We start from the raw sequence: 23,954 nt of genomic DNA on the forward strand, positions 1-23,954 counted from the left end.
TGGGTGGGTCTTCTGTCCTGCGTGGAACGTAGCCAATTCGGGTCACCTCCCATGGGTGTTGGCTGGTGCTGGTAATGGCGGGCTCTCAGCCGGTCGGGCTGAAAGCCCCCGCCCTAGGCGGGGGATCCCGTTACGTCTGGCTCCGGGTGGGGTCGTTCAGCGCGTCCTCGACGAGGCGCGAGGTCAGGTCGGGGCGCACCGTCGCCGCGCTGGCGACGGTCAGTCCGGCGGCGGCATGGCCGTACCGGGCCGCGTCCACGGGATCGCTGCCGGTCAGCAGCGCGTGCACGAACGCGCCGAGCATCGCGTCGCCCGCGCCGGTGACGTCACGGACGTCGGCGGGCGGCGCGGTGAGGAACGTATGGCCTTCATTGACAGTGCTCAACAGGCTGCCGCGCCCGCCGAGCCGCACCCATGCGTGCTGGACGCCTCGTTCGTGCAGGACCGCGGCGGCTTGGACCACGTCCTTCTCGGCCCGGCCGACCGGGCGGCCGATGATCGCCTCCAACTCCTCCAGGTTCGGAGTGATGGCGAATATCGGCCGCTCGCTCGTGAGCAGCGGAGCCAGGAGCGCGGCCTTGGGTACGCTCACCGGGTCGATGACAGTCGGGACATCAGCGGCGTGTGCTATTTCCGTCGCGTATGCCAGCACCTCTGCCGAGAGGTTGCCGTCGAGCACCAGCAGGCTCGCGTTCGCGATGAGTTCCCGGCCGTGGTCCAGGTCCTGGGGCGCCAGGCCGTCCGTGGCGGCCATGTCCGCGATGGCCACGACCATGTCCCCGTCGGCGTCGAGAACGGCGGTATATGTGCCGGTCGGATGTGCGCTGCGGTGCACATGGTCGATCCGTACCCCCGCCGCCTGGGTGTCGCTCAGTAGCCGCTCGCCCGCCGCGTCGTGCCCGACCGCCGCGATGAGGTGGGTCGGGGTGCCCAGCCGCGCCAGATTCTCCGCGATATTGCGTCCGACCCCGCCGGGGGCGGTATTCGACCGGCCCGGGTTGCTCGTACGGTGCTGGAGCGGCGCGAGACTGCGGACCTTGATGTCGACGTTCGCCCCGCCGATGACCACGACCGCGTTCTCCTGGCGCAGGATGTAGCCGCGTCCCAGGATGGCGCCCTTCTTGCCCAGATTCGACAGATGGACGTTGACGGCCGCGCGGGTGCTCCCGAGAGCGTCGGCGATCGCCTGCGGCCCGGCGAGCGGGTCGCGGCGCAGGAGCGTGATGATTTCGCGTTCCCGTTGGGTCAACATCATACTTAGTAACCTAAAGGCTCTTTGCTCGGATAAGCAACTCTCCGATGGACGGCCGGCGGTCGGAGGTCGGCCTCACGCCGCCACCCGGTGGAGCCAGAACCCGGCCACGACACTCTTTCCGGCCACCGCGCGCGGCAGCACCACCCGCACATCGCACACAGCGTCCACCAACAGCAGCCCCCGGCCGTCGCCCCGCTCGGGTCGCGGACAAGAGCCGACCGGGACCTTGCCGTCGCCCGCGTCGGCGACCGCCAGCCACAGATAGCCGTCCGCGCGCCACAACGTCATCTCGACGACGCCGTCCTCGCCGCCCGGCTGCCGCCCGTACCGCACAGCATTCGTGACCAGCTCCGACGCCACCAGGGCCAACCCCTCCCCCAGGTCCGGCCGCCGCTGCCGCCACGGCACGAGCTGCGGCAGTGCCGCCGCGACCCGACGGCGGGCTTTCCCGGCCGAGACGTCCTCAGCGGGCAGCGTCCAGCTGTGGGGCACAGCGGGGATGACGGGGGTGAAGGGGGGCGGGCACTGCGCGTGATAGGCGTTCGCGGACATGAGGGGCCTCCTGCCTCTTGTCGTGGGGTCATTGCGGGGTGAAAGGGCACGCTCGCGTGCGGCCGCTTGAGTGTCGCGCTGTGTGAGAAGCGCAGCACTGAGCGTAGGACATACCGGAGCACGGTTCTACCGAATCGGCGGAACCCTGAACTTCGCAGACCTCGTTGGACCGTTCTGCACGATCCGGGCAGACTGACCACAAGCCATCAGAAGAGGGAGTCATGCCGCCAAGGAGTACGCCCACAGCGCGGCAGCAGCGCCTGGGCGCCGAACTGCGCAAACTGCGCGAGCAGTCGGGAATGTCCACCCAGCAGGCCGCCGCACTCCTGGGTGTCAACCGCACCCGTATTCCGAACATCGAGGCAGGCCGTTTCCCCATCAGCGCCGACCGGGTACGGACCCTTGCCTGCAACTATGGTTGCCCGGACAGCGAGCTGGTCGACCTGCTCACAGCCATGGCCCAAGAGCGCGAGACAGGATGGTGGGAGCAGTACCGAGGCCTCCTTCCCGCCGGCCTACTGGACCTCGCGGAGCTCGAACACCACTCCACCCAGCTGGTCGTCGCGGTAACCGCGCATCTCCCCGGCCTGTTCCAGACGGAGGACCACGCGCGAGCCCTCCACGCCCAAGCCGATCCTCCCCTACCTGAGCAGGATTTCGAGGCCAGAGTCGAACTCCGCCTCAGCCGCCAAGCCATCTTCGAGCGCGCCACTCCCACGCCTATCACCGCCGTTATCCACGAGGCAGCCCTGCGCATGCAGTTCGGTGGCCGCAAGGTGGCGCGTGCCCAGCTTGAACACATCGTGAGCCAGAGCGAACGCGACAATACGACAGTCCGCGTAATCCCCTTCGAGGCGGGGGCCTTCCCCGGCGCTGGGCAGTCCATCACTTACGCAGCCGCCGCAGTAACGCAGCTGGACACCGTACAGCTCGATTCAGCCCACGGAATCCTCTTCATAGACGCAGACATGCAAATCCGCCGATACCGAGGCCTCCTGGACCGTATGGGACGCCTGGCCCTCGCCCCTGAGAAGTCACGCGACTTCATCCGCGCCGTCGCCCAGCAACTCTGAAAGGGAATCAGCATGCCCGACATCCACTGGGACCCCCCGTTCTGCAGCGAAGGCGCAAACTGCTTCCGGCTCGGCACGGACGGCCTCGGCAACGCGTACATAGGCCGTACCGACACCGACGACTACATCACCGACACCCGCGAAGCCCTCGGGGCCCTCATCACCGCCATCAAGAACGGCGCCGCCGACCACCTCTTGTGATACCGGCGCCCGTCGGCGGAAAGCGGCCCGCCGACCCTGAGTTTTCTCACGCCAAGAACCTCGCACTTACCGCTGACCGGCCTCACGCACCGGCCAGGGCGTGATCAACATGCAGCTGGTTCGCGTTCGGCGCATGCTGAAGGTTGTTGGAGGTCCCCACATCGCGCCGCGTCGCCCGCGCGACCGTGAGCCGCGTCAGGCCCGGCGGGGACAGCGGTCGTGGCTCAGACCCCCGATCGCCGCGCGGGTCGTGCGTCCTCGCAGGATGGGAGAATCATGACGAATCCCAGTCCGTCCCGTTCGCGCTTTTCGGTGCGTTTGAACGCCGCTCGCGACTGGCCGTTGCTGGCCGCTGGAGCGACAGCGTTGCTGAGCTTCATCATGCTTTTCGTGCCGTGGGTATCCGGCTTCGTCACCCTGAATGCCTTCGGGAGGAACATGCAGATCACCGGGCCGGCCCTGATTATCGTGATGGTCCTGGCGGTAATCCTGTTGATCTACTGCGCACTGGTGGTGGATCGCCCGAGGTACGCCACCTTCGCCTTGATACCGGCAGCGTGTCTCCTGACCATCTATATCATCAAGATCGGTGACGTGTCCGACCTGATCGACCAGAGTGGGCCGGGGGGCGCTCTGTCCGTCGGGGTCGGATTGTGGCTCGGCTTCGTATTCGCACTGGCAACCGTGTGCTTCCTGGCCCTGACGCCGATATTGGATCGTGTCCCCAGCGAGGGCCGGGGCCGAGCGCATACCGGCCCGGAAGCAGGCGGCACTTCATCAGGGGCCGCCGGGTTCCAGTCGGAAGTAGGCACCGAGGAACCTCGGACTCCCAAGTATCCGTGGGAGCCTCCGAAGGCTCCGCCATCTCAGAGCGCATAGGGCAGTCGATCCGACTCACCGCCGCCCCCACTCGTCGGTCCACCGGGGAAGAGAGCTGTTCCGATAGGTTACGCGCTCAGTGTAGGATTCCTCCGCCCGCCCAGGAGAGGAATACTTACAATGGCTCAGCGGATAGTCACACTCTTTACGGACGACATCACCGGGGAAGAGGGGGCGGACATTTCGACCCATACCTTCGAGGTGGACGGTGTCGGTTACGAAATTGACCTCGGAGCCGACAACTACCAGGAGCTCCTTGACGCGCTCGGTCCCTACCTCAGCGCAGGTCGAAAGACCGGGTCTGTGAAGGGCGCCCAGTCCAGGCGTGCGCAGTCGGTCAGTAACGGTCCGGACGCCGGGAAGGTCCGTGAGTGGGCCAGGTCCCAGGGTATTGAGGTCAGCCCGCGCGGACGTGTGCCCAGGAATGTGCTGGACAAGTACTCCGCCGCCCACTGAAGGGACGGCAGCTCGCAGCCCCCGGCGGCGCCTTGCGCGCAGCCGGGGGTTTTTGACGTCCTCGACCTGATCGCCCAGCCGGGAGCAGCGGCGCCGTAGGCTCGGGCGGGACGCGAGGAGGCCCTGGTGGTGGAAATTACGTGGTGGGGGCATGCCACGGTGACGGTGGTGGACTCGGGGGTGCGAGTGCTGACCGATCCGTTGTTCGTACGGAGGCTGGCGCATTTGCGGAGGCGCGGGGGAATGGTGCCGCCGGTGGGGGCCGGAGTGGCGGATGTGGTGGTGGTGTCGCATCTGCACTCGGATCACTTGCATGTGGGGTCATTGGGGCGGCTGGCGCCAGGGACGAAGGTGGTGCTGCCGAAGGGGGCGGTGGGGGCGGTGCGGGGATTGGGAAGGTTGACGGGGCTGGAGTTGGTGGAGGTGGCGGCGGGGGACGAGGTGAAGGTGGGGAGGGTGAAGGTGAGGGCGGTGCCGGCGGCGCATGACGGCCGGAGGCTGCCGTTCGGGTCGCAGCGGGCGGAGGCGCTGGGGTATGTGGTGGAGGGGCAGGCCGTCACGTACTTCGCGGGCGATACGGGGTTGTTCGAGGGAATGGCGGAAGCGGTCGGGGCGTGTGATGTGGCGTTGCTGCCGGTGGGCGGCTGGGGGCCGTTTCTCGGCGAGGGGCATCTGAATCCGGCGCGGGCGGCGGAGGCGCTGGTGCGGCTGGGGCCGAGGGCCGCGGTGCCGATCCATTACGGGACGTACTGGCCGATCGGGATGGACGCGGTGCGGCCGCATGAGTTCTACGCGCCGGGCGAGGAGTTCGTACGGCTGGCGCGGGAGGTGGCGCCGGGAATAGCGGTGCACCGGTTGGAGCACGGGGAGAGCGTGCGGCTGGAGGCTGCCGGGTGATTCGGTTCCTGGCGGAGCAGGCGTCGACGGACCCGGATTCCACGCGTCAGGTGGTGGGGTATCCGACGCTGTTCGTTCTGGTGGTGCTTGGCTCGCTGGTCCCGGTGGTGCCGACGGGGGCGTTGGTGAGCGGGGCGGCGGTTGTGGCGTTTCACCAGTCGGACCCACCGTTTTCACTCGCATTGGTATTCGGCGTGGCGTCACTGGCGGCGTTCATCGGGGATGTGGGGCTGTACTGGCTGGGGTACCGGGGGGTGCGGTCCAAGAATGGTTCGCGGTGGCTGGAGCAGTTGCGGACGCGGGCGGAGCCGGAGCGGCTGAAGGCGGCGCAGCGGAAGCTGGATGAGCACGGGGTGACGGTGCTGGTGCTGTCTCGGCTGGTGCCGGCCGGACGGATACCGGTGATGCTGGCGTGTCTGCTGGCGGAGATGCCGTTGCGGCGTTTCATACGGGGGGATATGCCGGCCTGCCTGGCGTGGGCGGCGGCGTATCAGCTGGTCGGGATTCTGGGCGGGTCGCTGTTCCCCGAGCCCTGGGAGGGGGTGGCGCTGGCGGTGGGGCTGACGCTGCTCATCTCCGTAACGCCGCAGATAGTCAAGCGGGTGCGCCGGGAACGAGTGTGAGAGCGGCGGCGAGATCCGCCAAAGCGGCTGCCACGTGCGGGAGTGCGAGCGGCTCGGGGGACTCCAGGGCGGCGCGGCGCTCGCCGTCGGTGACGCCGTGCAGGGGGCCGGTGTCGATGCGGACGCGCGGGGCGGCGGGGTCGTCGCCGAACCGGTGACCGCCAAGGACAGGGCGGCCGAGCCGGGCAGTGAGATCCCGTTCGAGGGCGGCGGCGGAAGCGGCCCGGCCGGTGTGGAGCGGACCGAAGTCGGCGTAGAGGTGGAAGCCGGCCTCGGGCGGCAGGCACAGGGCGCCGGTGGTGGTGACGATGCGGTGCGCGGCGGCGGTGACGGTGGCGTGCAGGCGGGTGGCTGCGGCGAGGAAATCGCGTACGTCGTCCGGCTCGGCGAGGGCGTAGCTGACGGCCGGGGCGACCGGGGCTGGGAGTACGGAGCGCAACTCGGCGCAGGCGAGCAGCGTACGGGCGGCCAGGTCGGACAGCTCGGCGCCGGGGAAGCGGGCGAGGGCGACGGGCCGGCCGGAAGGGACGAGGCCGGCGGCGAGGTCGGTGAGGACGACGACGCGGTCGGGGAGCATTTCGGCCGGGCTGAGCAGGACGGTGTGGTGGCCGTCGTGGACGGTGTCGTAGTAGCTCTCGTCGGAGACGATGAGCAGGCCCGCGCCGGCCGCCGCCTCGCAGACCTCGTGCAGCAGCTCGGGCGGGGTGACGGTGCCCGTCGGGTCGTCGGCGGCCGACAGAACCAGGACCCGGGGGTCGGCGCCCTCCTCCCGTGCCCTGGTGACGGTTTCGAGCAGCGCGAACGGGTCCGGGGCGCCGCCGCCCTCCGCCGGGGTCCGGACCGTGAGCACCCGGCGTCCCAGCAACCGGGCCCCGGACGAGTGCCACGCGGCGGCCGGACGCGTGACCACGGCGTCCCCGCCGGTCACCGCGAGCAGCGCCACCAGCAGCGGCTCCGCGCCGGGCCCGGCCAGGACCTGCCCCGGGTCCGTCGGCAGGCCGCGCCGCTCCCAGTACCCGGCGGCGGCCGCACGGAGCTCCGGGCCGCCCCCGACGGGTTCGTGCGGGGCGTCGGCCGTGAGATGCGCCGCCCAGTACGGGGGCACGGGCAGGCCGGGATCGGGCCGGAGGTCGTACAGAGGGCCGGGCCGGCGGGGGTCGAACAGGGGCATCCAGTCACCTTGGCATCCCGCGGGGCGCCGGGAGGGTCCGACACAGGGTGCGGGGCGGGGGAAGCCGCACGGTCACAGGGCGCCGGGGCGGCGGTGGCAAGCCGGTGCCGCGCGGGCGGGCGGCTGGGCCGTTCGGGGGTGCGGGGCGGTATCAGGGTGCGCGAGGCGGGTAGCTGCAGACGCATGAAACGTCGTGTGGGTGAATGGGACAGCCGGGTCTTCCAGCAGGTGGCGGCGCGCAAATGGCCGTTGGCGGAGGGGGTGCTGCCACGGCTGAGCCGCAGTGCGGATCATGGGCTGTTGTGGTTCGGGGTGGCGGCCGGTATCGCGGCAGTGGGGGGGCACCGGGGGCGGCGGGCGGCGTTGCGGGGGGTGGGGTCGCTGGCGGTGGCGTCGGCGGTGGTGAATACGGTCGGGAAGAGGTCGGTAGGGCGGGCGCGGCCGTTGCTGGACGGGGTGCCGGTGATCCGGCGGCTGGCACGGCAGCCGTTCACGACATCGTTCCCGTCGGGGCATTCGGCATCGGCGGCGGCCTTCGCGACGGGGGTGTTCCTGGAGTCACGGCGCTGGGGCACGGCGGTGGCGCCGGTGGCCTGGTCGGTGGCGTTTTCGCGGATCTACACGGGCGTGCACTATCCGGGCGATGTGCTGGCCGGGGCGGCGATCGGCGCCGGGGCGGCCATCGCGGTACGCGCACTGGTACCGGCCGGTCCCCCGCCCGGCCCGGCCCGGGTGCCCGCGCCGGGCGCCGAGGCGCCGAGGCTGCCTCGCGGCCGGGGGCTGTTCGTGGTCGTCAACGCCGCGTCCGGGCAGTTCGTGCTGCCGGAGCCGGTCCGGCGGCTGCGTTCCATCTGCCGCCGGACCGGCGGCCCACCGGCCGCAGACGTTTCCGGGACCGCCGAGCGGGCCCTGGCGCTGCCCGCCGAGCGGCTCACGGCGGCGCTGCCGCACGCGGAGGTGACGGTGCGGGCGGAGGGTGACGGTCTGGGGCAGCTGCTGGAGAAGGCCGCCCGGCGGGCGGCGGAGCAGGGCGGCGCGCTCGGGGTGTACGGGGGTGACGGCACCGTGGGCGTCGCGGCGGCGGCAGCGATGCGCCATGGGGTGCCGCTGGCGGTGTTCCCGGGCGGTACGTTCAACCACTTCGCCCTGGATCTCGGCGTCAGGACAGTGGCGGACACGGCACGCGCGGTGGAGGCGGGCGGCGCGGTCGCCGTCGATGTGGGCCGCATCCGCCCGGAGGGAGCGTGGGCGGGGCCGGAGGAGGTGCCGTTCCTCAACACGTTCAGCCTCGGCGCCTACCCGGAGCTGGTGCGGTACCGGGAGCGCTGGGAGCGGCGGGTGGGCACCTGGCCGGCCGGAGTGCTGGCGGCGGTGAGTGTGCTGCGGACCGCGGAGCCCCTGCGGTTGGAGATCAACGGACGGCGGCGGTCGGTGTGGCTGGTGTTCGCGGGAAACTGCTCGTACCGGGGCCTGGGGCTCGCGCCGGTGCGCCGCCACGACCTGGCGGACGGTCTCCTGGACGTACGGATCGTCGACGGCGGGCGCTTCGCCCGTACCCGTCTGCTCGCTGCGGCCGCGACCGGGGCGCTCACCCGCTCGCCGGTCTACTCGGCCGCGTCGGTACGGAGGCTGCGGATCAGCGGTCTGGGCGCGGGCACGCACCTCGCCTACGACGGCGAGGTGACGCCCGCGCCCAGCTCGTTGACGCTGGAGAAGGCCGGCCGTGCGCTGACCGTCTACCGTCCGTCGTGAGCGCCGGTCAGGCGCCGGACAGTCCGGCCAGCGCCCGGACCCCGGGGCCGCCAATGGTGAGCGTGTCCGGGTTCCCGGCGTCGATGGAGAGCGTGAGGTCGTCCGAGGGCCAGCTGCTGCTGAGCACCGCGAGCGGCACCACCCGGTAGCTGCGCGCGTCGGGCAGGGCTTCGACCAGCCGCACCTCGGAGGTGAACACCGGCACGAGCCTGGTGCCGTCCTCCTGCTCGTAGACGGGAAGCTGGAGCGCCTGCGCCTCGGGCTCCGCTTCCTCCTCGGGGCCGCCGGGGACGGGCAGGAGGACTTCGCTCACCGCCAGTGTGCTGAGAGCGGCAGCGTTGTCGCCGTGCTCGGCGATGTCATGGAGCGCGGCCTGCGCCGGCTGCAGTGAACCGTTGGGGTTGGCATTGGGGTTTGCGTCGGTCATGGCGGGGTTCCTCTCGGAGTCGTCTTTCCGCAATGCTTCTGAGCTGCGGCGCGTACCCATGGTCGGGCGGACCATGCGGGTTCTCCGGCGGAAACCACGGAAAGTTCAGGCCCTGCCCCGGCCGTGCACGGCCGGGGCCTGCCCCGGCCGCTGCAGCTGATTTTCCTCCCCCAGCTACCGTCGGGGGCACCTCCTGGGGCACCTCCCGGCCGAAGGCCGGGGGAGGTAGCGGGGGGAGGTATGTCAACCGCGGCGGCCGGACAGGCTCTACGCGAGGAGTCCCTCGCGGAGCGTGGCGAGGATCCGCTTGAGCAGGCGGCAGACGTGCATCTGGGAGACGCCCAGCTCGTCGGCGATCTCGGACTGGGTCAGTTCGGCGCCGAAGCGCATCGCGAGGATGGCCCGGTCCCGCTCGCCGAGGCTCGCGATCAGCGGTTTGAGGCTGACGAGGTCATCGACGCGATCCATACGGGGATCGGTCAGGCCCAAGTGCTCGCCCAGCGTTCCCTCCGCGTCGTCGGCGGTGCTCACGGCGTCGAGCGAGGAAGCCGTATAGGCGCTGTCCGCGACGGCCCGCGCTTCGGCGACCTCGGCCTCGGTGATGTGCATGGCGTCGGCGAGCTCGGCGTCGGTCGGGTCACGGCCGAGGGACTTGCCGAGAGATTCCTCGGCGCGCGCGAGGCAGATGCGCGCTTCCTGGAGCCGGCGCGGGACGTGCGCGGCCCAGCTGGTGTCACGGAAGAATCGTTTTATCTCGCCGAGGATGGTCGGCAGCGCGAAGGTCGTGAACTCGACACCGCGCGCCGGATCGAACCGGTCTACAGCCTTGATCAGGCCGATCGTGCCCACCTGGGCGATGTCCTCGGCCTGGGCGCTACGGGAGGGGAAGCGCCTGGCGGCGTACCGCACCAGGGTGAGGTTGAGCTCGATGAGCGTATTGCGCACGTACTGGAACTCCGGCGTACCCTCCTCCAGCTCCCCCAGCCGGGCAAACATCACTTTGGAGAGTCCGCGGGCTTCGTCGGTGGTCGCCACTCCCGTCGACATATCCACGATGTCCTCCCTCCGACCCATATAGCCCTTTTAACCCTTTTCGATGGTCGTCCGCAGCCGGTAACCTGTCAATGGATACGTGAATCGCGATTCGCCATAAAGAGATCGCACAACGAGGGCCTCACCACAGCCCGTGACATCTGAACTACGCACCGCACGACGGACCCCATGGCCACCTCCGACCCTTCTTCCAAAAGCCGCTGGACATTCCTGACGAACCACGCCCGAGTGTTGTTGGAACTTGCCCGCGACCCCGACGCCCGGCTGCGGGACGTGGCAGCCGCGGCTCACATCACCGAACGCGCCACCCAGTCAATCGTCGCCGACCTTGAGGCGTCCGGCTATCTGACACGGACCCGGGTCGGCCGCCGGAACCGCTACACGATCGAGCCGAGCGGCAAATTCCGCCACCCCGCGGAGGCCGGCCACGCCATCGGCGGCCTGCTCTCCGTCTTCACCCGGCGCGAGACAGAGGACGAGCCGTCCGGCCTCCCCGGCCAGGACACCCACCGCCCCGCCCAACGCGACGGGCAGGGGCATCGCCCCGGACCACGGTGACAGCGGCCGCCGGACAACCGCGCCGAAGCGTGAGCCGGTTGCCCGCGAGGCCGAGTGCGGTCGGCGCGGCCCTCCGGCTTCGTGCGACGCTCGGACAATGCGATACATAGTCATTGGGGCCGGAGCGGTCGGCGGGGTCATCGGCGGGCTGCTGCACAAGAGCGGGCGCGAAGTCGTCCTCGTGGCGAGGGGTGCGCATTACGAGGCGCTGCGCACGGAAGGGCTGCGGCTGATGCGGCCTGACGGCACTTCGCACCTGCCGGTAGCCGTGGTCGACGGGCCGCAGGCGCTCGAACCGCGCGAGGACGATGTCCTGGTGCTGGCGGTCAAGACGCAGGACAGCGAGGCGGCGCTGGACGCCTGGTCGGCCAGGGGCAGCGAACTGCCGCTGGTCTGCGCGCAGAACGGTGTGGAGAACGAGCGGTTGGCACTGCGCAGGTTCCGGCAGGTCTACGGGATGTGCGTGTGGATGCCGTCGACGTATCTGCAGCCGGGCGTGGTCGTGGCGCCGTCCGCTCCGCACGCGGGCATCCTGCACATCGGCCGCTATCCGTCGGGCAGTGACGCGACCGCGAAGCTCATCGCCGCGGATCTGGAGGCCTCGGGCATGCTGGCGCCCGTCGTGGCGGACGTGATGCGCTGGAAGTATGCCAAGTTGCTGGCCAACCTCGCCAACGCGCTGGAGGCGGTGTGCGGCCAGGACGACGGTGCGGACCGGCGGGAGCTGCTGCTGCGGGCGGTGGCCGAGGGCGAGGCGGTGCTGGCCGCCGCCGGCATCCGGTATGCCGGCGCGGCCGAGCTGGCGGAGACCCGGGGCGACCGGCTCCGGCCGGCGACGGTCGAGGGGGCGGAGCCGGGCGGGGGTTCGTCCTGGCAGAGCCTCACGCGTGGTACGGGATCGATCGAGGCGGACTTCTTGAACGGGGAGATCGTGCTGCTCGGGCGGGCGCACGGGGTGCCGACACCGGTCAATGAGGTGTTGCAGCGGACGGCGAACTCCTTTGCCCGCGAGCGCCGCCGGCCAGGCACCCTGACGGCCGGTGAGCTGGCGGCGCTCGTGTCCTGATTCCTCATGTCCCGATGTCGAGGTGCCGCCGCACAACTCGGTGCGGCGGTGCGGTCCTCAGCTTCTCCTGGACAGGCTGGGCGTGACGGCGGCCGCTTCGCGGCGCAGCGCGGTCAGGATCTCGGCGTGCGGCGCCCGTTCGGCGTCGGCGATGGCGGCGAGGTAGCGCTCTGTGGCGCGGGCGGCGTTGCCGGACTCCTGGTCGGCGAAGGCGAGAGCGCGCAGCGCGGCCCAGCCCGGGTGGCGGGCGGCAGACCGTTCCCAGCTGCGGATGGCCTGGGCGCGGTCGCCGGCGTGCCATTGGGCGAGGCCGAGGTAGTACTCCAGGTACCACTCGTTCCCGGAGTAGGTGTCGGCGGTCTCCAGGAGTTCGCGCCACTGGGGCGAGACGAGGGGCCGACCGGGCGGCGCGTTCCTGGGCGGCCTCGGGAAGATGCCCGCGAGCAGCAGCCCCAGCCATGGCTTCTGCTCCTCGCCGAGTGTCGACGGGGCGAAGGGGGTGCCGGGCAGCCGGAACCGGCCGCGTTCGACCTCGAGGGCGCCCCAGCCGGAGCCGGTGGCGAGGGACTCCTTGGGTTCGGTGTCGGCCACGGGCAGCCAAGCCTCGTGCACCGCGTCGAGCGACGCCTCGGCGGCGGACGGACCGTACGCCTCCAGCCAGGAGATCTCCGCGCCGCTCTGCAGGCGGGAGCGCTTGCCGACGGGGTTCCGGACGGGGTCGCCGCCGCCTGGGACGGCCGCGTCGGGCCATCCGTCGACCAGAACCGAGCGATCGTGCGGATTGCGGACGCGTACGGCCGCGTAAAGGACGTCGGAGCCGTCAGGAAGCCATAAATCGATGTGGAACGGCAGGTCGTCGGGCTGCTCCCACTCCCACAGCCGGAGCAGCTCGCCGCCGCCGGGGGCAGGGACGCTTGCGGCGTGGAGCCCGGGTCCGGGGGACGGCAGGAAGCCGTAGATACGGTCCTGGACATGGGCGGCGTCCTCGGCGGGCAGGAGTTCACGCCCGGACGGCTTGTGGGAGAGCGAATGGAGGCGGCCACCGAGGGTAGGCAGGACGATGGCGCGCAGGCGGTCGCTCTCAACGACGATCGCGTCGAGGGCGACGGGGCTGGGGAGGCTGGTGTGGCGGTCGGGGCGGCGGCGTACGGGCAGCGCGCCGAGGTCGGGCAGCGGGCTCCCGGGACCGGGCGGAGCGGCGGGGAGGGTGAGGGTGGTACGTCGCACAATGGTTGCCAAGGCACGCCTCTCAAAGGTTCCGACGGGCACGTGAGACCATCGAAGCTGGTTCCGGCCTACCTGAACAGGGCTTTTCCCAGCTCTGTAGCCACCGCACCAGGGCTTCAAGGTAAGGTGCCCCTGACTTTAGGGTCTCTTTACCCGAGGACGCGGCCAGGAGGGTTTGCCGATCATGCTGTCTGACCCCTGGAGGCCACCGACCGGTGTGCCGGCCCGGCCCCCGCACATACCCCCGCCCGCCCCCGTGGAACGCGCGACCAGCCCCCGTATCGCCGCGCTCAGCGCGGCACCCGGTAAGGCCGCAGACTTCTGGCGCACCGCCGAGACCGAGGGCACCCCGCTCATCGAGCCCGCCGACGGCGACCCGGACCACGCGATCGTCACCTTCCTCTGGCGCGGTACGAAGGCGACCCGGGCGGTCCTCGTCCTTCCGAACGAACTCGCCGATCCCCACGACCTGTCCGGCAACCTCATGGATCGCGTCCCCGACACCGACATATGGCACTGGTCGATCCGGATGCGCACCGACTGGCGCGCGACGTACACCCTCTGCGTGGACGACGGCCAAAGACAGGGCGCGAGACAGGGCCCAAGCCCGGACTACCACCAGTGGCTCAGCACACAGCACCGCCGTGACCCGTTCAACCCCGCCGCCTTCCCCCGCCGTTGGGGCGGCGAGCCGCTCTCCGTCGTCGCCCTCCCGGACGCCCCGGGCCACCCCTCGGACTGGGAGCCGCACGACGGCATCCCGCGCGGCGAGGTCTCCGTCCATACGATGCGCAGCGCGAACCTGCGCAACTGGCGCCGCGTGTGGGTGTACACCCCCGCCGGCTACGAGGATCTCGCCGATCTGCCGGTCCTCGTCCTCCTCGACGGCGAGATGTGGCAGCCGGAACTCGGCATCTCCAACCTCCTCGACAACCTCATAGCCGACGGCCGCCTCCCGCCGCTGGCCGCCCTGCTGCCGGACTCGCTCGACAGCGACGTCCGCTGGGACGAACTCACCTGCGACAGCCGCTTCACCAACTACCTCCTGCGCGAACTCCTCCCCTGGGCCGCCCGCCGCTGGCCGCTCACCAACGACCCGGCCCGCACCGTCCTCGCCGGGCAGGGCCTCGGCGGCCTCACCGCCGCCCACGCCGCCCTGCGCTCCCCCACGCGGTTCGGCAACGCCCTTGTCCAGTCCGGCTCCTTCTGGTGGCCCGCCGGGCCCGGCGCGGAGTGGCTGACGGGCCGTGTGGAGCGGTCCTCGCGCCGCCCGGTGCGTTTCCGCATCTCCGCGGGGTTGCAGGAGTGGGTGCTGCTGCCCGCCAGCCGCCGCTTGCGGGACGCCCTCCGGGCCAGGGGCTACGACGTCGACTACCGCGAGCTCAACGCCGGTCATGACTATCTGCCCTGGCGGGACGAGCTGGCGACCGGGCTGGTCCATCTGCTCGGGCGTTGAATCAGGCGGTGACTGTCAGAGGCAGCTGGTAGGGAGTTCCGCATGACAGCCACGCCGGCCTTCCCCGAGCTCCTCTCCCTCATCGACGACCGGTCCGCCGCCCTGCGCCGGGCCGTGGCCGGCACGGATCCGGGCGCCCGGGTGCCCGGCTGCCCCGACTGGTCGCTGCACGACCTCGTCGCGCACCTCGGCGGGGTGCACCGCTTCTGGGCCGCCGTGGTCGCCGCCGGGCCCAGCGAGAAGTGGCCCGACGAGGAGGCCATCGGCGATGTGAGGCCCCAGGGCGACCTCCTGGCCTGGTCCGCCGACTCCACCGCCGAACTGCTCGCCGCGCTCTCGGCCGCGGGCCCCGACCGTGGCTGCTGGGCCTGGTGGAGCGCTTCCGGCGCGCCGCTCACCGCCGGTGCCGTCGCCCGGCACCAGGTTCAGGAAGCGGCCGTGCACGCCTTCGACGCCCAGCAGACTTCGGGCCGGCCCGAACCCCTTCCGACCGCCATCGCGCTTGACGGCGTGGCCGAATTCCTCCAGGTCCTCATCGGTTCCTCCGGCCCCTGGCCCCACGGCTACGCCCGTCTCTCCCTCCACTCCGCCGAAGGCCCCTCCTGGCCCCTCGACCTCCCCGAGCCCTCCGAGCCGCCCTCCGGCCCGGTCACCCAGGTCCACGGACCTGCCAGCGATCTGGTCCTCGTGCTTTACGGCCGGCGGCCGGCGGATGCTCTGCGGGTCGACGGGGACCGTGCCCTGTTCGAGCAGCTGCGTGCCTGGCCGGAGCTCGACTGATCCCTCGGCCCAGCGCTGCACTGCACCGGGCCGAGCGGAGATGCGGTCACGGCCGGCGCCCGGGCCCGCGCGGCAGTCCGACACCCGTGCGCACCGCCGTATCCCGGCCGGCGGCGATGCAGTTCGGCAGCTGCCGTCGAGTGCTCGGAAACGCCGGGTTACCCGTCACCACGGGCGCAGGGCAGGGGCCCGGTGGGTGGATGTGCTCGCGGGTGAAACGGAGGAGGTCCCCGGCGGAGGCCGGAGGCGGGTGGGCTGTGGCAGAGTTCAAGGGTGTGAGCGGGTGGCCGAGCACCCAGGGAGTACATATTGAGCTGGACGCTGAGTGCTGAGCACCTCACCGACCTCGCACGCGGCGCCGCCATCCTCGGCACCGGCGGCGGCGGGGATCCGCTGATCGGGCGGTCGCTGGTGGAGCAGGCGATGCGCGAGCACAGCCGCACCGTGACCGTGCTGGACCCGGACGAGCTGGACGACGACATCTTCGTCATCCCCACCGCGCAGATGGGCGCGCCGACCGTGATCGTGGAGCAGATCCCGCGCGGCACCGGGCCGGAGCTGGCGCTGCGCGCGCTGGAAAGGCACCTCGGCCGGACCGCCGACGCGACGATGCCGATCGAGTGCGGCGGGATCAATTCGATGATCCCGCTGCTGGTCGCCGCCCGCGCCGGGCTGCCGGTCGTCGACGCCGACGGGATGGGGCGGGCCTTCCCCGAACTGCAGATGGAGACCTTCAACATCTACGGGATCCCGGGCTCCCCCATGGCTCTCGCCGGGCAGAACGGCGAGAGCGCCGTACTGGACACCGGCGCCGACACCCGCAGGATGGAGTGGCTCGCCCGGGGCCTCACCGTGCGGCTGGGCGGGGTGGCGCATATCGCCGAGTACGCCATGACCGGGGAGCAGATCAAGCGGACGGCCGTGCCGCGCACGCTGTCGCTCGCCCTGGCACTCGGCCGGTCCGTACGAGAAGCGCGGGAGGCCCACCGCGATCCGGTGCGGGGCCTGGCGGAGGCGCTGACGGGCACGCTGTACTCGCATCTGCGGGTGCTCTTCCGGGGCAAGGCCGTCGATGTGGAGCGGCGCACCGTGGAGGGCTTCGCACGCGGGAAGGCACGGTTCGCCGGGAAGGACGGGCGCTCGCAGCTCGAACTGCAGTTCCAGAATGAGCATCTCGTCGCGCTGGTGGACGGCGAGGTGCGGTGCGTCGTACCCGACCTGATCTGCGTGCTGGAAGCGGACACCGCCGAGCCGATCACGACCGGGGGGCTGCGGTACGGCCAGCGGGTGACCGTCGTCGGCATCTCCGCCCCGGCACTGATGCGCACCCCGCAGTCACTGGCGGTCTTCGGCCCGGCGTGCTTCGGGCTGGATCATCCGTTCCGGCCGGTGGAGGAGATCACCAGCTCCGTGCGGACATAGGTGCGGGCGCAGCGAGCTGGCAGAATCGATTACGTGGCCACCACACCGGACCCGGCAGCAGGCCCACCGCTGATCAGCCCAGCAGATGTCGACGCGCTCGTCGTCGGCGTCAGCCTGCTGGGCTCCGGCGGCGGCGGGGACGCGGCGACCTTCTCGGGCGTCCTGCGGCAGCGGCTCGGCGGCGGACAGATCGCGCTGGCGCGGCCGGCCGAACTGCCGGATGCGTGGGTGGTGCCGGTGGGGGTCATCGGAGCGACCCACGTGCTCACGGAGAAGCTGCCCAACGGGCGGGAGTTCCGCGATGCGGTCGAGGCGGTCACCCGGTGGACCTGGCAGACGCCGACCGCCCTGATGGCCCTGGAAGCGGGCGGCCTCAACGGCCTCAGCGCACTGGTCGCCGCCCTCGATCTGGGGCTGCCCTTCGTGGACGCGGATCTGATGGGCCGGGCCCTGCCCCGGCTCGACCAGTTCACCTGGGCGGTACGGGGCCTGCCGGTCACCCCGTGCGCGCTTGCCGAGCCGAACGGCCAGGTCCTCGTCGTAGACAATGTGGGCGCCCCCGGCCTGGAACGCACCGCCCGCGCCTTCCTCTCCGCCACCGGCGGCTGGGCCGCTCTCGCCCTGCCCCCGACCGAACTCCGCCGGGCCGCCCCGGAGAGCGCCACCGGCAGCCTCGCCCGCGCCCTCGCCCTCGGCCGGGCCCATGCCGCCCTCCCCAGGCCGGCCGAGCCGGCGGAGATCGCCGCCGCCCTCGGCGGGCGGATGCTGGCGACCGGCCGCGTCCTGGAGATCGCCCGGCGCGGCCACGGGCACAGCTTCGGGCGCGGCAGCATCAGCATCATCGACTTCGCCGACGGCTCCGGCTCCGGCTCCGTCGTACGGCTGGAAGCGGAGAACGAATTCCTGCTCGCCCTGTCGGACGGCGAGCCCACCGCGAGCTGCCCGGACCTGCTCTGCCTCCTCGACCGGCGCACCGCCGCCCCCCGCACCGCCGACACGATAAGGGTCGGCGAGGAGGTCATCGCCCTCGTCCTGCCCGGGCCGCCCTGGTGGCGGCGCGGCGACGTGATCGGGCACGTCGCCCCGAACGCCTTCGGGCTCGACTCCCCGGCAGTGCTCCTGCCCGACGCGGCGGGCGGTATGTGATGACCGGCGCAGGCGTCCCCGTACGGGGTGTGTTGATCGTCCCTTCCCTTGAGGCCCGGCTCTGAGCGAGGCTGGGCGCATGACTTTGGACGTAGCAGCGGTCCGCGCTGCCTATCCCGCCCTGCGCGACGGATACGCCTATCTCGACGGCGCCGCCGGCACCCAGGTGCCGGCGGCGGTCATCGACGCCATCGCGTCGGCGTACGTCACCGGGATCGGCAATACCGGCGGGCCCTTCCCCGCCAGCCATCGTTCTGACGCGATCATCGAGGACGCCCGGCGGGCCGTCGCCGATCTGGTGGGCGGCGATCCGGCCGGTGTGGTCCTCGGCCCGAACACGACGACGCTCGTGTACCGCTTCGCGCAAGCGCTCGCCGCGACGTGGCGCCCGGAGGACGAGGTGGTCGTCTCGCGGCTCGACCATGACGCGAACGTACGTCCATGGGTGCAGGCCGCGGCCCGCGCGGGCGCGGTGGTCCGGTGGGCCGAGGTCGATCCGGCGACGGGTGAGCTGCCGGTCGGGCAGTACGACGCGCTGCTCGGCGAGCGCACCCGGCTGGTCGCGGTCACCGCCGCGAGCAACATCCTCGGTACCCGGCCGGACGTCGCCGCGATCGCGGCGAAGGCACATGCGGTCGGAGCGCTGACTTTCGTGGACGGGGTGCACGCGACCCCGCACGCCCCGGTGGACGCCGGTGCCCTGGGGGCCGACTTCTACGCCACGAGTGCCTACAAGTGGTCCGGCCCGCACATCGGTGCCGTCGTAGCCGACCCGGCGCTGCTGGACACGCTCCGGCCCGACAAGCTGCTGCCCTCCCCCGACAGCGTGCCGGAACGCTTCGAGACCGGCACGGCGCCCTTCGCCGACCTGGCCGGGCTCACCGCCGCCGTCGATCATCTGGCCGGGCTCGGCGGCGGTGTCGGTGTCGGTGTCGGCGGCACGGGCTCGCGCCGCGAGCGGCTGCTTGCCTCGATGGCGGCGGTGGAGTCGTACGAGCGCGAGCTCTTCGGCGTACTGCTGCGCGGGCTGGAGGAGCTGCCGCAGATCACGCTCTACGGCAAGCCCGCCCGGCGTACCGCGACCGCCTACTTCCGGGTGGCGGGCCGCACCCCCGGCGAGGTCGCCGAGCACCTCGCCGGACGGGGCGTGAACGTATGGCACGGGCACAGCTACGCCTGGGAGCTGACAGGAGCGCTGGGCCTGCGTGACTCGGGCGGCGCGGTCCGGGCCGGGCTGGTGCACTACAACGACCGGTCGGACGTGGACCGGCTGCTCGCCGGGGTCGCGGAACTCGCCGGATCCTCCGGATCCACCGGACTGGGAAGCTGACCGCCATGGCATCACCACCTGTAGCAGTGATCACCGGGGCGGCGCAGGGCATCGGCCGCCAGGTCGCCGAGGCGCTGGCCGAGGAGGGCTACGCGCTCGTTCTGGCCGATCTGCGGGAGCCGGAGGAGACCCTGGACGCCCTGGGTGGCGCGGCGGCGATCGCCCTGGTCGGCGACGTCGCGGCGGAGGCGGATGTCGCCACGCTGACGGACCTCGTGCGCGACCGCTTCGGGCGGCTAGACGTCCTCGTCAACAACGCGGGCGTCTCCCTGCTCTCCCCCGCCGAGGAGACCACCGCCGAGCAGTGGCGGCGCGTATTGGAGGTGAATCTCACCGGGCCGTTCCTGCTGTCGCGGGCGCTGGGGCGGCTGATGCTCGACGCCGGTTCCGGGTCGATCGTCAACATCGCCTCCATCGCCGGTCTGCACGGCATCGCCGACCGCGCCGCCTACAACGCCAGCAAGCACGGCCTCATCGGCCTCACCCGCACTCTCGCCGCCGAGTGGGGCGGCCGCGGGGTGCGGGTGAACGCCGTCTGCCCCGGCTGGGTCAAGACCGAGATGGACGCCGCCGACCAGGCCTCCGGCGGCTACACCGACTCCGACATCACCGACCGCGTCCCCATGGGCCGCTTCGCCGCCCCCGGCGACATCGCCGCCGCCGTCGCCTTCCTCGCCGACCCCGCCCGCAGCGGCTTCGTCAACGGCGTCGCCCTCCCGGTCGACGGCGGCTGGACGGCCGACGCCAGCTGGACGTCACTGCGGCTGCGCAAGCGGTAGGCGCTGCGTACGGGGCGTCAGATCGTCACGCCGTCGATCTGCAGCGTCTGCACGGACCCCGCGGCGAAGGGCACAGCCAGCGACTTGCCGCTCAGGTAGGTGTCCGAGTGGGACATGTAGAGGTCGCCGCCGCCTGCCGTGAGGGTGTTCCAGCGAGGGACGAGGCCGCCGGTACCGCCGGTGACCGTGGTGAATTGGGACAGGTTGAAGGTGATGGTCTGGGCGGCGCCGGAGTTTACGGCCACGATGACGAGGCGGCGGGCCGCGGAGTCGTACGCGGCTACCGCGTTCGCGGCACCGGTGTCGATGATCCGCATGCCGGGCCGGATGTGGCGGGTGAACTGGGCGAGGACGTAGTACTTGGTCTGGACGCTGTCGGGCTGCAGAGTCGATGCGTCGTAGTGGATGAGCGCCCAGCCGAGGGTGGGATCCATGACCTGCCAGTAGTGCCAGGCGGTGGGGTGCAGCCAGCGGAAGTCGAGGCAGAGGTTTGAGGCGAGGGTGAGGCCGGTGGCGTCGCCGTCGCCGGTCTCGGAGTTCCACAGGCCCTTGCTCGCCGTGGTGACGACATCCGTGTAGAGCAGGTCGCGACGGCCGCCGGAGCCCTGGTAGCCGTGCACGTTGACCCGGTTGACCAGCGCTTTGGTGGACGAGCCGAAGGAGTTCCAGGTGGTGCGGGCCAGGTCGTAGTTGGTCTCGTCCGAGGCGGATATGACAGTGCCGGTCAGGCTGCGGCTGTCGAGCTCGCTGCGCAGATATCCGAGGACGGTGGCCTGGATGGACGCGTCCACATGGCAGCCCTCCTGGCTGCCGGCGGCCGTCCACCAGCTGGACGACGGCTCGTTGAAGGGGTCGACGGAGGTGAAGCTGACGCCCCAGTTGTCCTTGGCGTGACGGGCCACGGTCGCCAGGTAGGAGGCGTGCTGGCGGTAGTTCCAGGACTGGAGGTTGTTGCCGCCGCCGGAGGCCCCGGACGGATTGTGGTTGGCGCACATCCACCACATCGGCGAGTTCGAGAACAGCTCGCTGATCGCCCCGCGCTGGGCGGCCTTGACCAGCGCCGCCCGCTGCGTGGCGTCGGAGCTCCAGTCCCAGGACGAGGAGGCCGGGTCCTCGCTCGCCCAGTCGTGCCAGTAGCCCTCGATCTGCTTGAAGGCGGGGATGTTGGGCGATACGGCCATCGACTCGCCGTTGTAGCTGTTCCAGCTGCAACCGCCGAGGTTGTAGCGGGCGATGTTCAGGCCGAGTCCGGGCAGCGAAGTCCCGTTGTAGAGCACAGACTTCGTGGTGAAGAAGACGTCCGCGAAGTCGTCCCGCGCCCCGAAGACATTGGCCCACCAGGCGAGCGAGGTGCCCCAGCCTTCCCAACTTCCGTAGGAGATGGCGGGGTTAACCGCGATGGTGCTGTCGGCGTGGGCCGTTCCTGTTGCCAGTGCGCTGCCAAGTAGCGTGCCCCCGGCGGCTGTCAGCAGTGTTCTGCGTCTCACCATGAGCCCCTCCTGTGTCGCCTGTGTCGTCCCTCGATGAGGGTCGGGGCGGGGGCAGGGGTTTGTCGATAGGCGTGACGCGACTTTCTCTCGGGGTTTTCTAAAGGGGTGCTGATAGTGCGACAGCCGCCGCGTATCCCTCGTCGACGGACACGTCGGACACCGTCCACCCCTCCACCGGCGCCGGGCGGACCCCGGTCCCGACATATGTGACCTCGGTGCCACCCGCGAGACCGGCACCGGTGCCCTTGAGGTAGGCCTCCTTACGGGCCCAGCAACGGCCGAAGGCAGCACGGCGCTCCGGCGGGGCGAGCACTGCGAGTTCGGCGGTCTCCCGGGAGTGAAGGACGGACGCCAGTTCTCCGGCCGCCTCAGCCGACGGCAGTGTGGACATCGTCCTCGACTCCGTCGGCGGCGAGACCCTGCAGCGGAGCTTCGACGTGCTGGCGCCGTTCGGCCGGGTCGTGGTCTACGGAGTCGCGAGCGGCGAGCTGACCAGCCTCCCCGTCACCAGCCTCTTCGCCCTGAAGTCCGTGACCGGGTTCTCCCTCACCGCCTGGCGCGCGGCCGCCCCCGAGCAGGCCCGCCAGGAAATGACCGAAGTCGCCGACTACTCGACGGCCGGACAACTGCGCACGGCCGTGCACGCCCGCCTCCCGCTCACCGAGGCAGCCGCGGCGCACCGGCTGCTCGAAGAGCGGTCCCAGCTCGGCCGCGTTCTCCTGCTGCTCTGAAAGACTCGACACGCCGGAGCGAGCCCTACCCGGCAGCGACGCGACTGGCGAGGTCCTCGGCCCCGGCGGCCCGGAAGGCCTCGACCGCCCTTGCGGTGCGGTCCGGCCCGGTCCAGTCGATACGGGTGCCGACGGCCACGTTCCGGTCGCCCTGTTCGCCCAGCAGGGCCAGGCCGCGCTCGCGGTTGACGCCCTGCCAGAGGTCAGTGGCGGACACGGTCGCCGGTGAACCAGTGCCTCGAGGCGAGTACAACACTGCCGGCTCTGGCCGCCGTCCGGAGCCGCCGTCCAGGACCTGGTCCGGCCCCTGTCATGCCTGCCGGGTATCACCGCGGGCTGAACGGCACGCCGGGGCGTTGCGGCATCGGCCTGGCCCCGTCCGCGGCGCTAACGCTGGAAGTGGAAGCCGGGGCGGGGGTGCATCAGGAAGTCGTGGTGGGAGATGTTCCAGGCGTAGGCGCCGGCCAGGCCGAAGATGACGCGGTCGCCGGCCCGTAGTTCCTGGCAGGGGATCTGGTGGGCGAGGACGTCCTTGGGGGTGCAGAGCTGGCCGGTGAGGGTGACGGGGGTGTCGCGGATGGTGGGGCGGGGCCAGGGGTGGGGCCAGCGGGGGTCGGGGAGGATGGTGAAGGGCTGGTTGTGGGATTTGGCGGCGGGGGTACGGAGGTGGTGGGTGCCGCCTCGGAGGACGGCGAAGGCGGCGCCGTGGCTGAGCTTGAGGTCGAGGGCTTCGGTGGCGTACCAGCCGCAGTAGGCGGTGAGAGAGCGGCCGGGTTCGATGCGGAGGATGAGGCCGGGGTGCCGGTCGAGCAGGCGGGCGAGGCCGGTGCCGAAGCGGGGCCAGTCGAAGAGGGCCGCGGGGTCGCTGTAGTCGACGGCCATGCCGCCGCCGATGTTGACTTCGGTGGCATTGCGCTGGACGGCCCAGGCCACGATGTTCTCGGCCAGGCCTAGTTGGGCGTCGGCGTCGAGGCCGCTGGCGAGGTGGGCGTGGATGCCGCGCAGGCGGAGGTGGCGGAAGCGGGGGGTGGCGAGGAGGGCCAGGCAGGCGTCGGCGCGGTCGGGGTCGAGGCCGAAGGGCGTGGGGCGGCCGCCCATGGCGAGGGCCACGCCGTCGAGGGAGCGGGGGTCGGCGGGGAGGTTGACCCGTAGGAGGATGTCGGCGGGCCGGCCGGTCTGAGCGAGCAGGTGCAGTTCGTGTTCGCTCTCCACATGGAACCGTTCGACGCCGAGTGCGAGAGCCTCGGCGATCTCGGCGGGGGTCTTGCCGGGGCCGCCGAAGGCGAGGGGGAGGTGGGGGACGGCGGCCCGGACGTGGGCCAGTTCGCCGCCCGATGAGACCTCGTAGCCGGTGACGGAAGGGGCGAGGGCGGTGAGGATCTCCGGTTCGGGGTTGGCCTTGGCCGCGTAGTACAGCTCGACGCGTTCGGGAAGGGCGGCCCGTACGGCGGCGGCGTGGGCGCGCAGGGCGGCCAGATCGTAGACGTACGCGGGCAGGGCTTCGGGGGCGAGGGCGGCGACGTACTCGCGCACGGCCGGGGTGGGCATCAGGCGACACTCCAGGATTTGGTGCGGGCGGGGGCTGGGGCCTGTCCGGCGGATCAGGGTCGGACAGATAGCGGCGTCCGGT

Annotated in this window: 26 protein-coding genes; 16 read left to right on the plus strand and 10 right to left on the minus strand. The window is 71.5% G+C overall.

Annotation, left to right across the window (positions count from 1 at the left end):
- Positions 1-130: 130 nt before the first annotated feature.
- Complete coding sequence (locus FCI23_RS07705; RefSeq protein WP_136722698.1) at positions 131-1,255, minus strand: PfkB family carbohydrate kinase; 1,125 nt, start codon at positions 1,253-1,255, stop codon at positions 131-133.
- Positions 1,256-1,327: 72 nt separating this feature from the next.
- Positions 1,328-1,807, minus strand: coding sequence for an ATP-binding protein (locus tag FCI23_RS07710; RefSeq protein WP_136722699.1), 480 nt, complete (start codon positions 1,805-1,807; stop codon positions 1,328-1,330).
- 221 nt (positions 1,808-2,028) lie between these two features.
- Between FCI23_RS07710 and FCI23_RS07715 the strand changes: the two genes are divergently transcribed.
- From FCI23_RS07715 to FCI23_RS07740, 6 genes are all read left to right on the plus strand, one after another.
- A complete protein-coding gene (locus tag FCI23_RS07715; protein WP_136722700.1) occupies positions 2,029-2,880 on the plus strand; it encodes a helix-turn-helix domain-containing protein in 852 nt (283 codons plus the stop codon).
- A 12-nt stretch (positions 2,881-2,892) separates the two neighbouring features.
- Positions 2,893-3,081 (plus strand): hypothetical protein, encoded by a 189-nt coding sequence (locus FCI23_RS07720; protein ID WP_136722701.1) that lies wholly within the window; start codon positions 2,893-2,895, stop codon positions 3,079-3,081.
- 276 nt (positions 3,082-3,357) lie between these two features.
- Positions 3,358-3,960, plus strand: a complete 603-nt coding sequence (locus FCI23_RS07725; protein WP_136722702.1) for a hypothetical protein — start codon at positions 3,358-3,360, stop codon at positions 3,958-3,960.
- A 120-nt stretch (positions 3,961-4,080) separates the two neighbouring features.
- Positions 4,081-4,416 (plus strand): histone-like nucleoid-structuring protein Lsr2, encoded by a 336-nt coding sequence (locus FCI23_RS07730; RefSeq protein ID WP_136722703.1) that lies wholly within the window; start codon positions 4,081-4,083, stop codon positions 4,414-4,416.
- A gap of 123 nt (positions 4,417-4,539) precedes the next feature.
- Entirely contained in the window at positions 4,540-5,313 is a 774-nt protein-coding gene (locus tag FCI23_RS07735; protein ID WP_136722704.1) for an MBL fold metallo-hydrolase, read from the plus strand.
- Positions 5,310-5,936, plus strand: a complete 627-nt coding sequence (locus FCI23_RS07740) for a DedA family protein (protein ID WP_136722705.1) — start codon at positions 5,310-5,312, stop codon at positions 5,934-5,936. Before FCI23_RS07735 ends, FCI23_RS07740 begins: the two co-directional genes overlap by 4 nt.
- On the opposite strand, the gene FCI23_RS07745 is transcribed toward FCI23_RS07740, so the two are convergent.
- A complete protein-coding gene (locus FCI23_RS07745) occupies positions 5,908-7,107 on the minus strand; it encodes a pyridoxal phosphate-dependent aminotransferase (protein WP_136722706.1) in 1,200 nt (399 codons plus the stop codon). The genes FCI23_RS07740 and FCI23_RS07745 overlap by 29 nt on opposite strands.
- A gap of 183 nt (positions 7,108-7,290) precedes the next feature.
- On the opposite strand from FCI23_RS07745, the gene FCI23_RS07750 reads away from it, so the two are divergent.
- Positions 7,291-8,859 (plus strand): bifunctional phosphatase PAP2/diacylglycerol kinase family protein, encoded by a 1,569-nt coding sequence (locus FCI23_RS07750; protein WP_136722707.1) that lies wholly within the window; start codon positions 7,291-7,293, stop codon positions 8,857-8,859.
- Between the two features lie 7 nt (positions 8,860-8,866).
- On the opposite strand, the gene FCI23_RS07755 is transcribed toward FCI23_RS07750, so the two are convergent.
- Both FCI23_RS07755 and FCI23_RS07760 read right to left on the minus strand, forming a co-directional pair.
- Entirely contained in the window at positions 8,867-9,286 is a 420-nt protein-coding gene (locus FCI23_RS07755) for an SseB family protein (protein WP_136722708.1), read from the minus strand.
- Positions 9,287-9,553: 267 nt separating this feature from the next.
- On the minus strand, positions 9,554-10,333 hold the full coding sequence (locus FCI23_RS07760; RefSeq protein ID WP_246143525.1) for a SigB/SigF/SigG family RNA polymerase sigma factor: 780 nt from the start codon (positions 10,331-10,333) through the stop codon (positions 9,554-9,556).
- A gap of 174 nt (positions 10,334-10,507) precedes the next feature.
- On the opposite strand from FCI23_RS07760, the gene FCI23_RS07765 reads away from it, so the two are divergent.
- Positions 10,508-10,897: a helix-turn-helix transcriptional regulator gene (locus tag FCI23_RS07765; protein ID WP_136722710.1), complete on the plus strand. Its 390-nt coding sequence runs from the start codon at positions 10,508-10,510 to the stop codon at positions 10,895-10,897.
- A 97-nt stretch (positions 10,898-10,994) separates the two neighbouring features.
- On the plus strand, positions 10,995-11,963 hold the full coding sequence (locus FCI23_RS07770) for a ketopantoate reductase family protein (RefSeq protein ID WP_136722711.1): 969 nt from the start codon (positions 10,995-10,997) through the stop codon (positions 11,961-11,963).
- Positions 11,964-12,020: 57 nt separating this feature from the next.
- Here the strand turns inward: FCI23_RS07770 and FCI23_RS07775 are convergent, their stop codons facing one another.
- Positions 12,021-13,202 (minus strand): tetratricopeptide repeat protein, encoded by a 1,182-nt coding sequence (locus FCI23_RS07775; protein ID WP_136722712.1) that lies wholly within the window; start codon positions 13,200-13,202, stop codon positions 12,021-12,023.
- A gap of 172 nt (positions 13,203-13,374) precedes the next feature.
- Between FCI23_RS07775 and fes the strand changes: the two genes are divergently transcribed.
- The 6 genes from fes to FCI23_RS07805 all read left to right on the plus strand — a co-directional run bounded on the left by fes (position 13,375) and on the right by FCI23_RS07805 (position 20,103).
- On the plus strand, positions 13,375-14,646 hold the full coding sequence (fes, locus tag FCI23_RS07780) for an enterochelin esterase (protein WP_136722713.1): 1,272 nt from the start codon (positions 13,375-13,377) through the stop codon (positions 14,644-14,646).
- Between the two features lie 42 nt (positions 14,647-14,688).
- Positions 14,689-15,426: a maleylpyruvate isomerase family mycothiol-dependent enzyme gene (locus FCI23_RS07785; RefSeq protein ID WP_136722714.1), complete on the plus strand. Its 738-nt coding sequence runs from the start codon at positions 14,689-14,691 to the stop codon at positions 15,424-15,426.
- Positions 15,427-15,735: 309 nt separating this feature from the next.
- Positions 15,736-16,848, plus strand: a complete 1,113-nt coding sequence (locus FCI23_RS07790; protein WP_136722715.1) for a DUF917 domain-containing protein — start codon at positions 15,736-15,738, stop codon at positions 16,846-16,848.
- 33 nt (positions 16,849-16,881) lie between these two features.
- A complete protein-coding gene (locus FCI23_RS07795; RefSeq protein ID WP_211265239.1) occupies positions 16,882-17,994 on the plus strand; it encodes a DUF917 domain-containing protein in 1,113 nt (370 codons plus the stop codon).
- A 79-nt stretch (positions 17,995-18,073) separates the two neighbouring features.
- Complete coding sequence (locus FCI23_RS07800) at positions 18,074-19,324, plus strand: cysteine desulfurase-like protein (RefSeq protein WP_136722716.1); 1,251 nt, start codon at positions 18,074-18,076, stop codon at positions 19,322-19,324.
- Positions 19,325-19,329: 5 nt separating this feature from the next.
- The gene (locus FCI23_RS07805; RefSeq protein ID WP_136722717.1) at positions 19,330-20,103 is read left to right on the plus strand and encodes an SDR family NAD(P)-dependent oxidoreductase; all 774 of its coding nucleotides are present in this window, start codon (positions 19,330-19,332) and stop codon (positions 20,101-20,103) included.
- Positions 20,104-20,120: 17 nt separating this feature from the next.
- On the opposite strand, the gene FCI23_RS07810 is transcribed toward FCI23_RS07805, so the two are convergent.
- Positions 20,121-21,593: a glycoside hydrolase gene (locus tag FCI23_RS07810; protein ID WP_136722718.1), complete on the minus strand. Its 1,473-nt coding sequence runs from the start codon at positions 21,591-21,593 to the stop codon at positions 20,121-20,123.
- Between the two features lie 97 nt (positions 21,594-21,690).
- Positions 21,691-21,984 (minus strand): 4'-phosphopantetheinyl transferase superfamily protein, encoded by a 294-nt coding sequence (locus tag FCI23_RS07815; protein WP_136722719.1) that lies wholly within the window; start codon positions 21,982-21,984, stop codon positions 21,691-21,693.
- Between FCI23_RS07815 and FCI23_RS07820 the strand changes: the two genes are divergently transcribed.
- On the plus strand, positions 21,977-22,324 hold the full coding sequence (locus FCI23_RS07820; RefSeq protein ID WP_136722720.1) for a zinc-binding dehydrogenase: 348 nt from the start codon (positions 21,977-21,979) through the stop codon (positions 22,322-22,324). The genes FCI23_RS07815 and FCI23_RS07820 overlap by 8 nt on opposite strands.
- A gap of 25 nt (positions 22,325-22,349) precedes the next feature.
- Here FCI23_RS07820 and FCI23_RS07825 read toward each other — a convergent pair whose 3' ends face one another.
- Positions 22,350-22,541: a hypothetical protein gene (locus FCI23_RS07825; RefSeq protein WP_136722721.1), complete on the minus strand. Its 192-nt coding sequence runs from the start codon at positions 22,539-22,541 to the stop codon at positions 22,350-22,352.
- A gap of 170 nt (positions 22,542-22,711) precedes the next feature.
- A complete protein-coding gene (locus tag FCI23_RS07830) occupies positions 22,712-23,872 on the minus strand; it encodes a type III PLP-dependent enzyme (RefSeq protein ID WP_136722722.1) in 1,161 nt (386 codons plus the stop codon).
- Positions 23,873-23,954 lie beyond the last annotated feature (82 nt).

Origin of the sequence: Actinacidiphila oryziradicis, from assembly GCF_005047355.1 — a bacterium.
Taxonomy (GTDB): domain Bacteria; phylum Actinomycetota; class Actinomycetes; order Streptomycetales; family Streptomycetaceae; genus Actinacidiphila; species Actinacidiphila oryziradicis.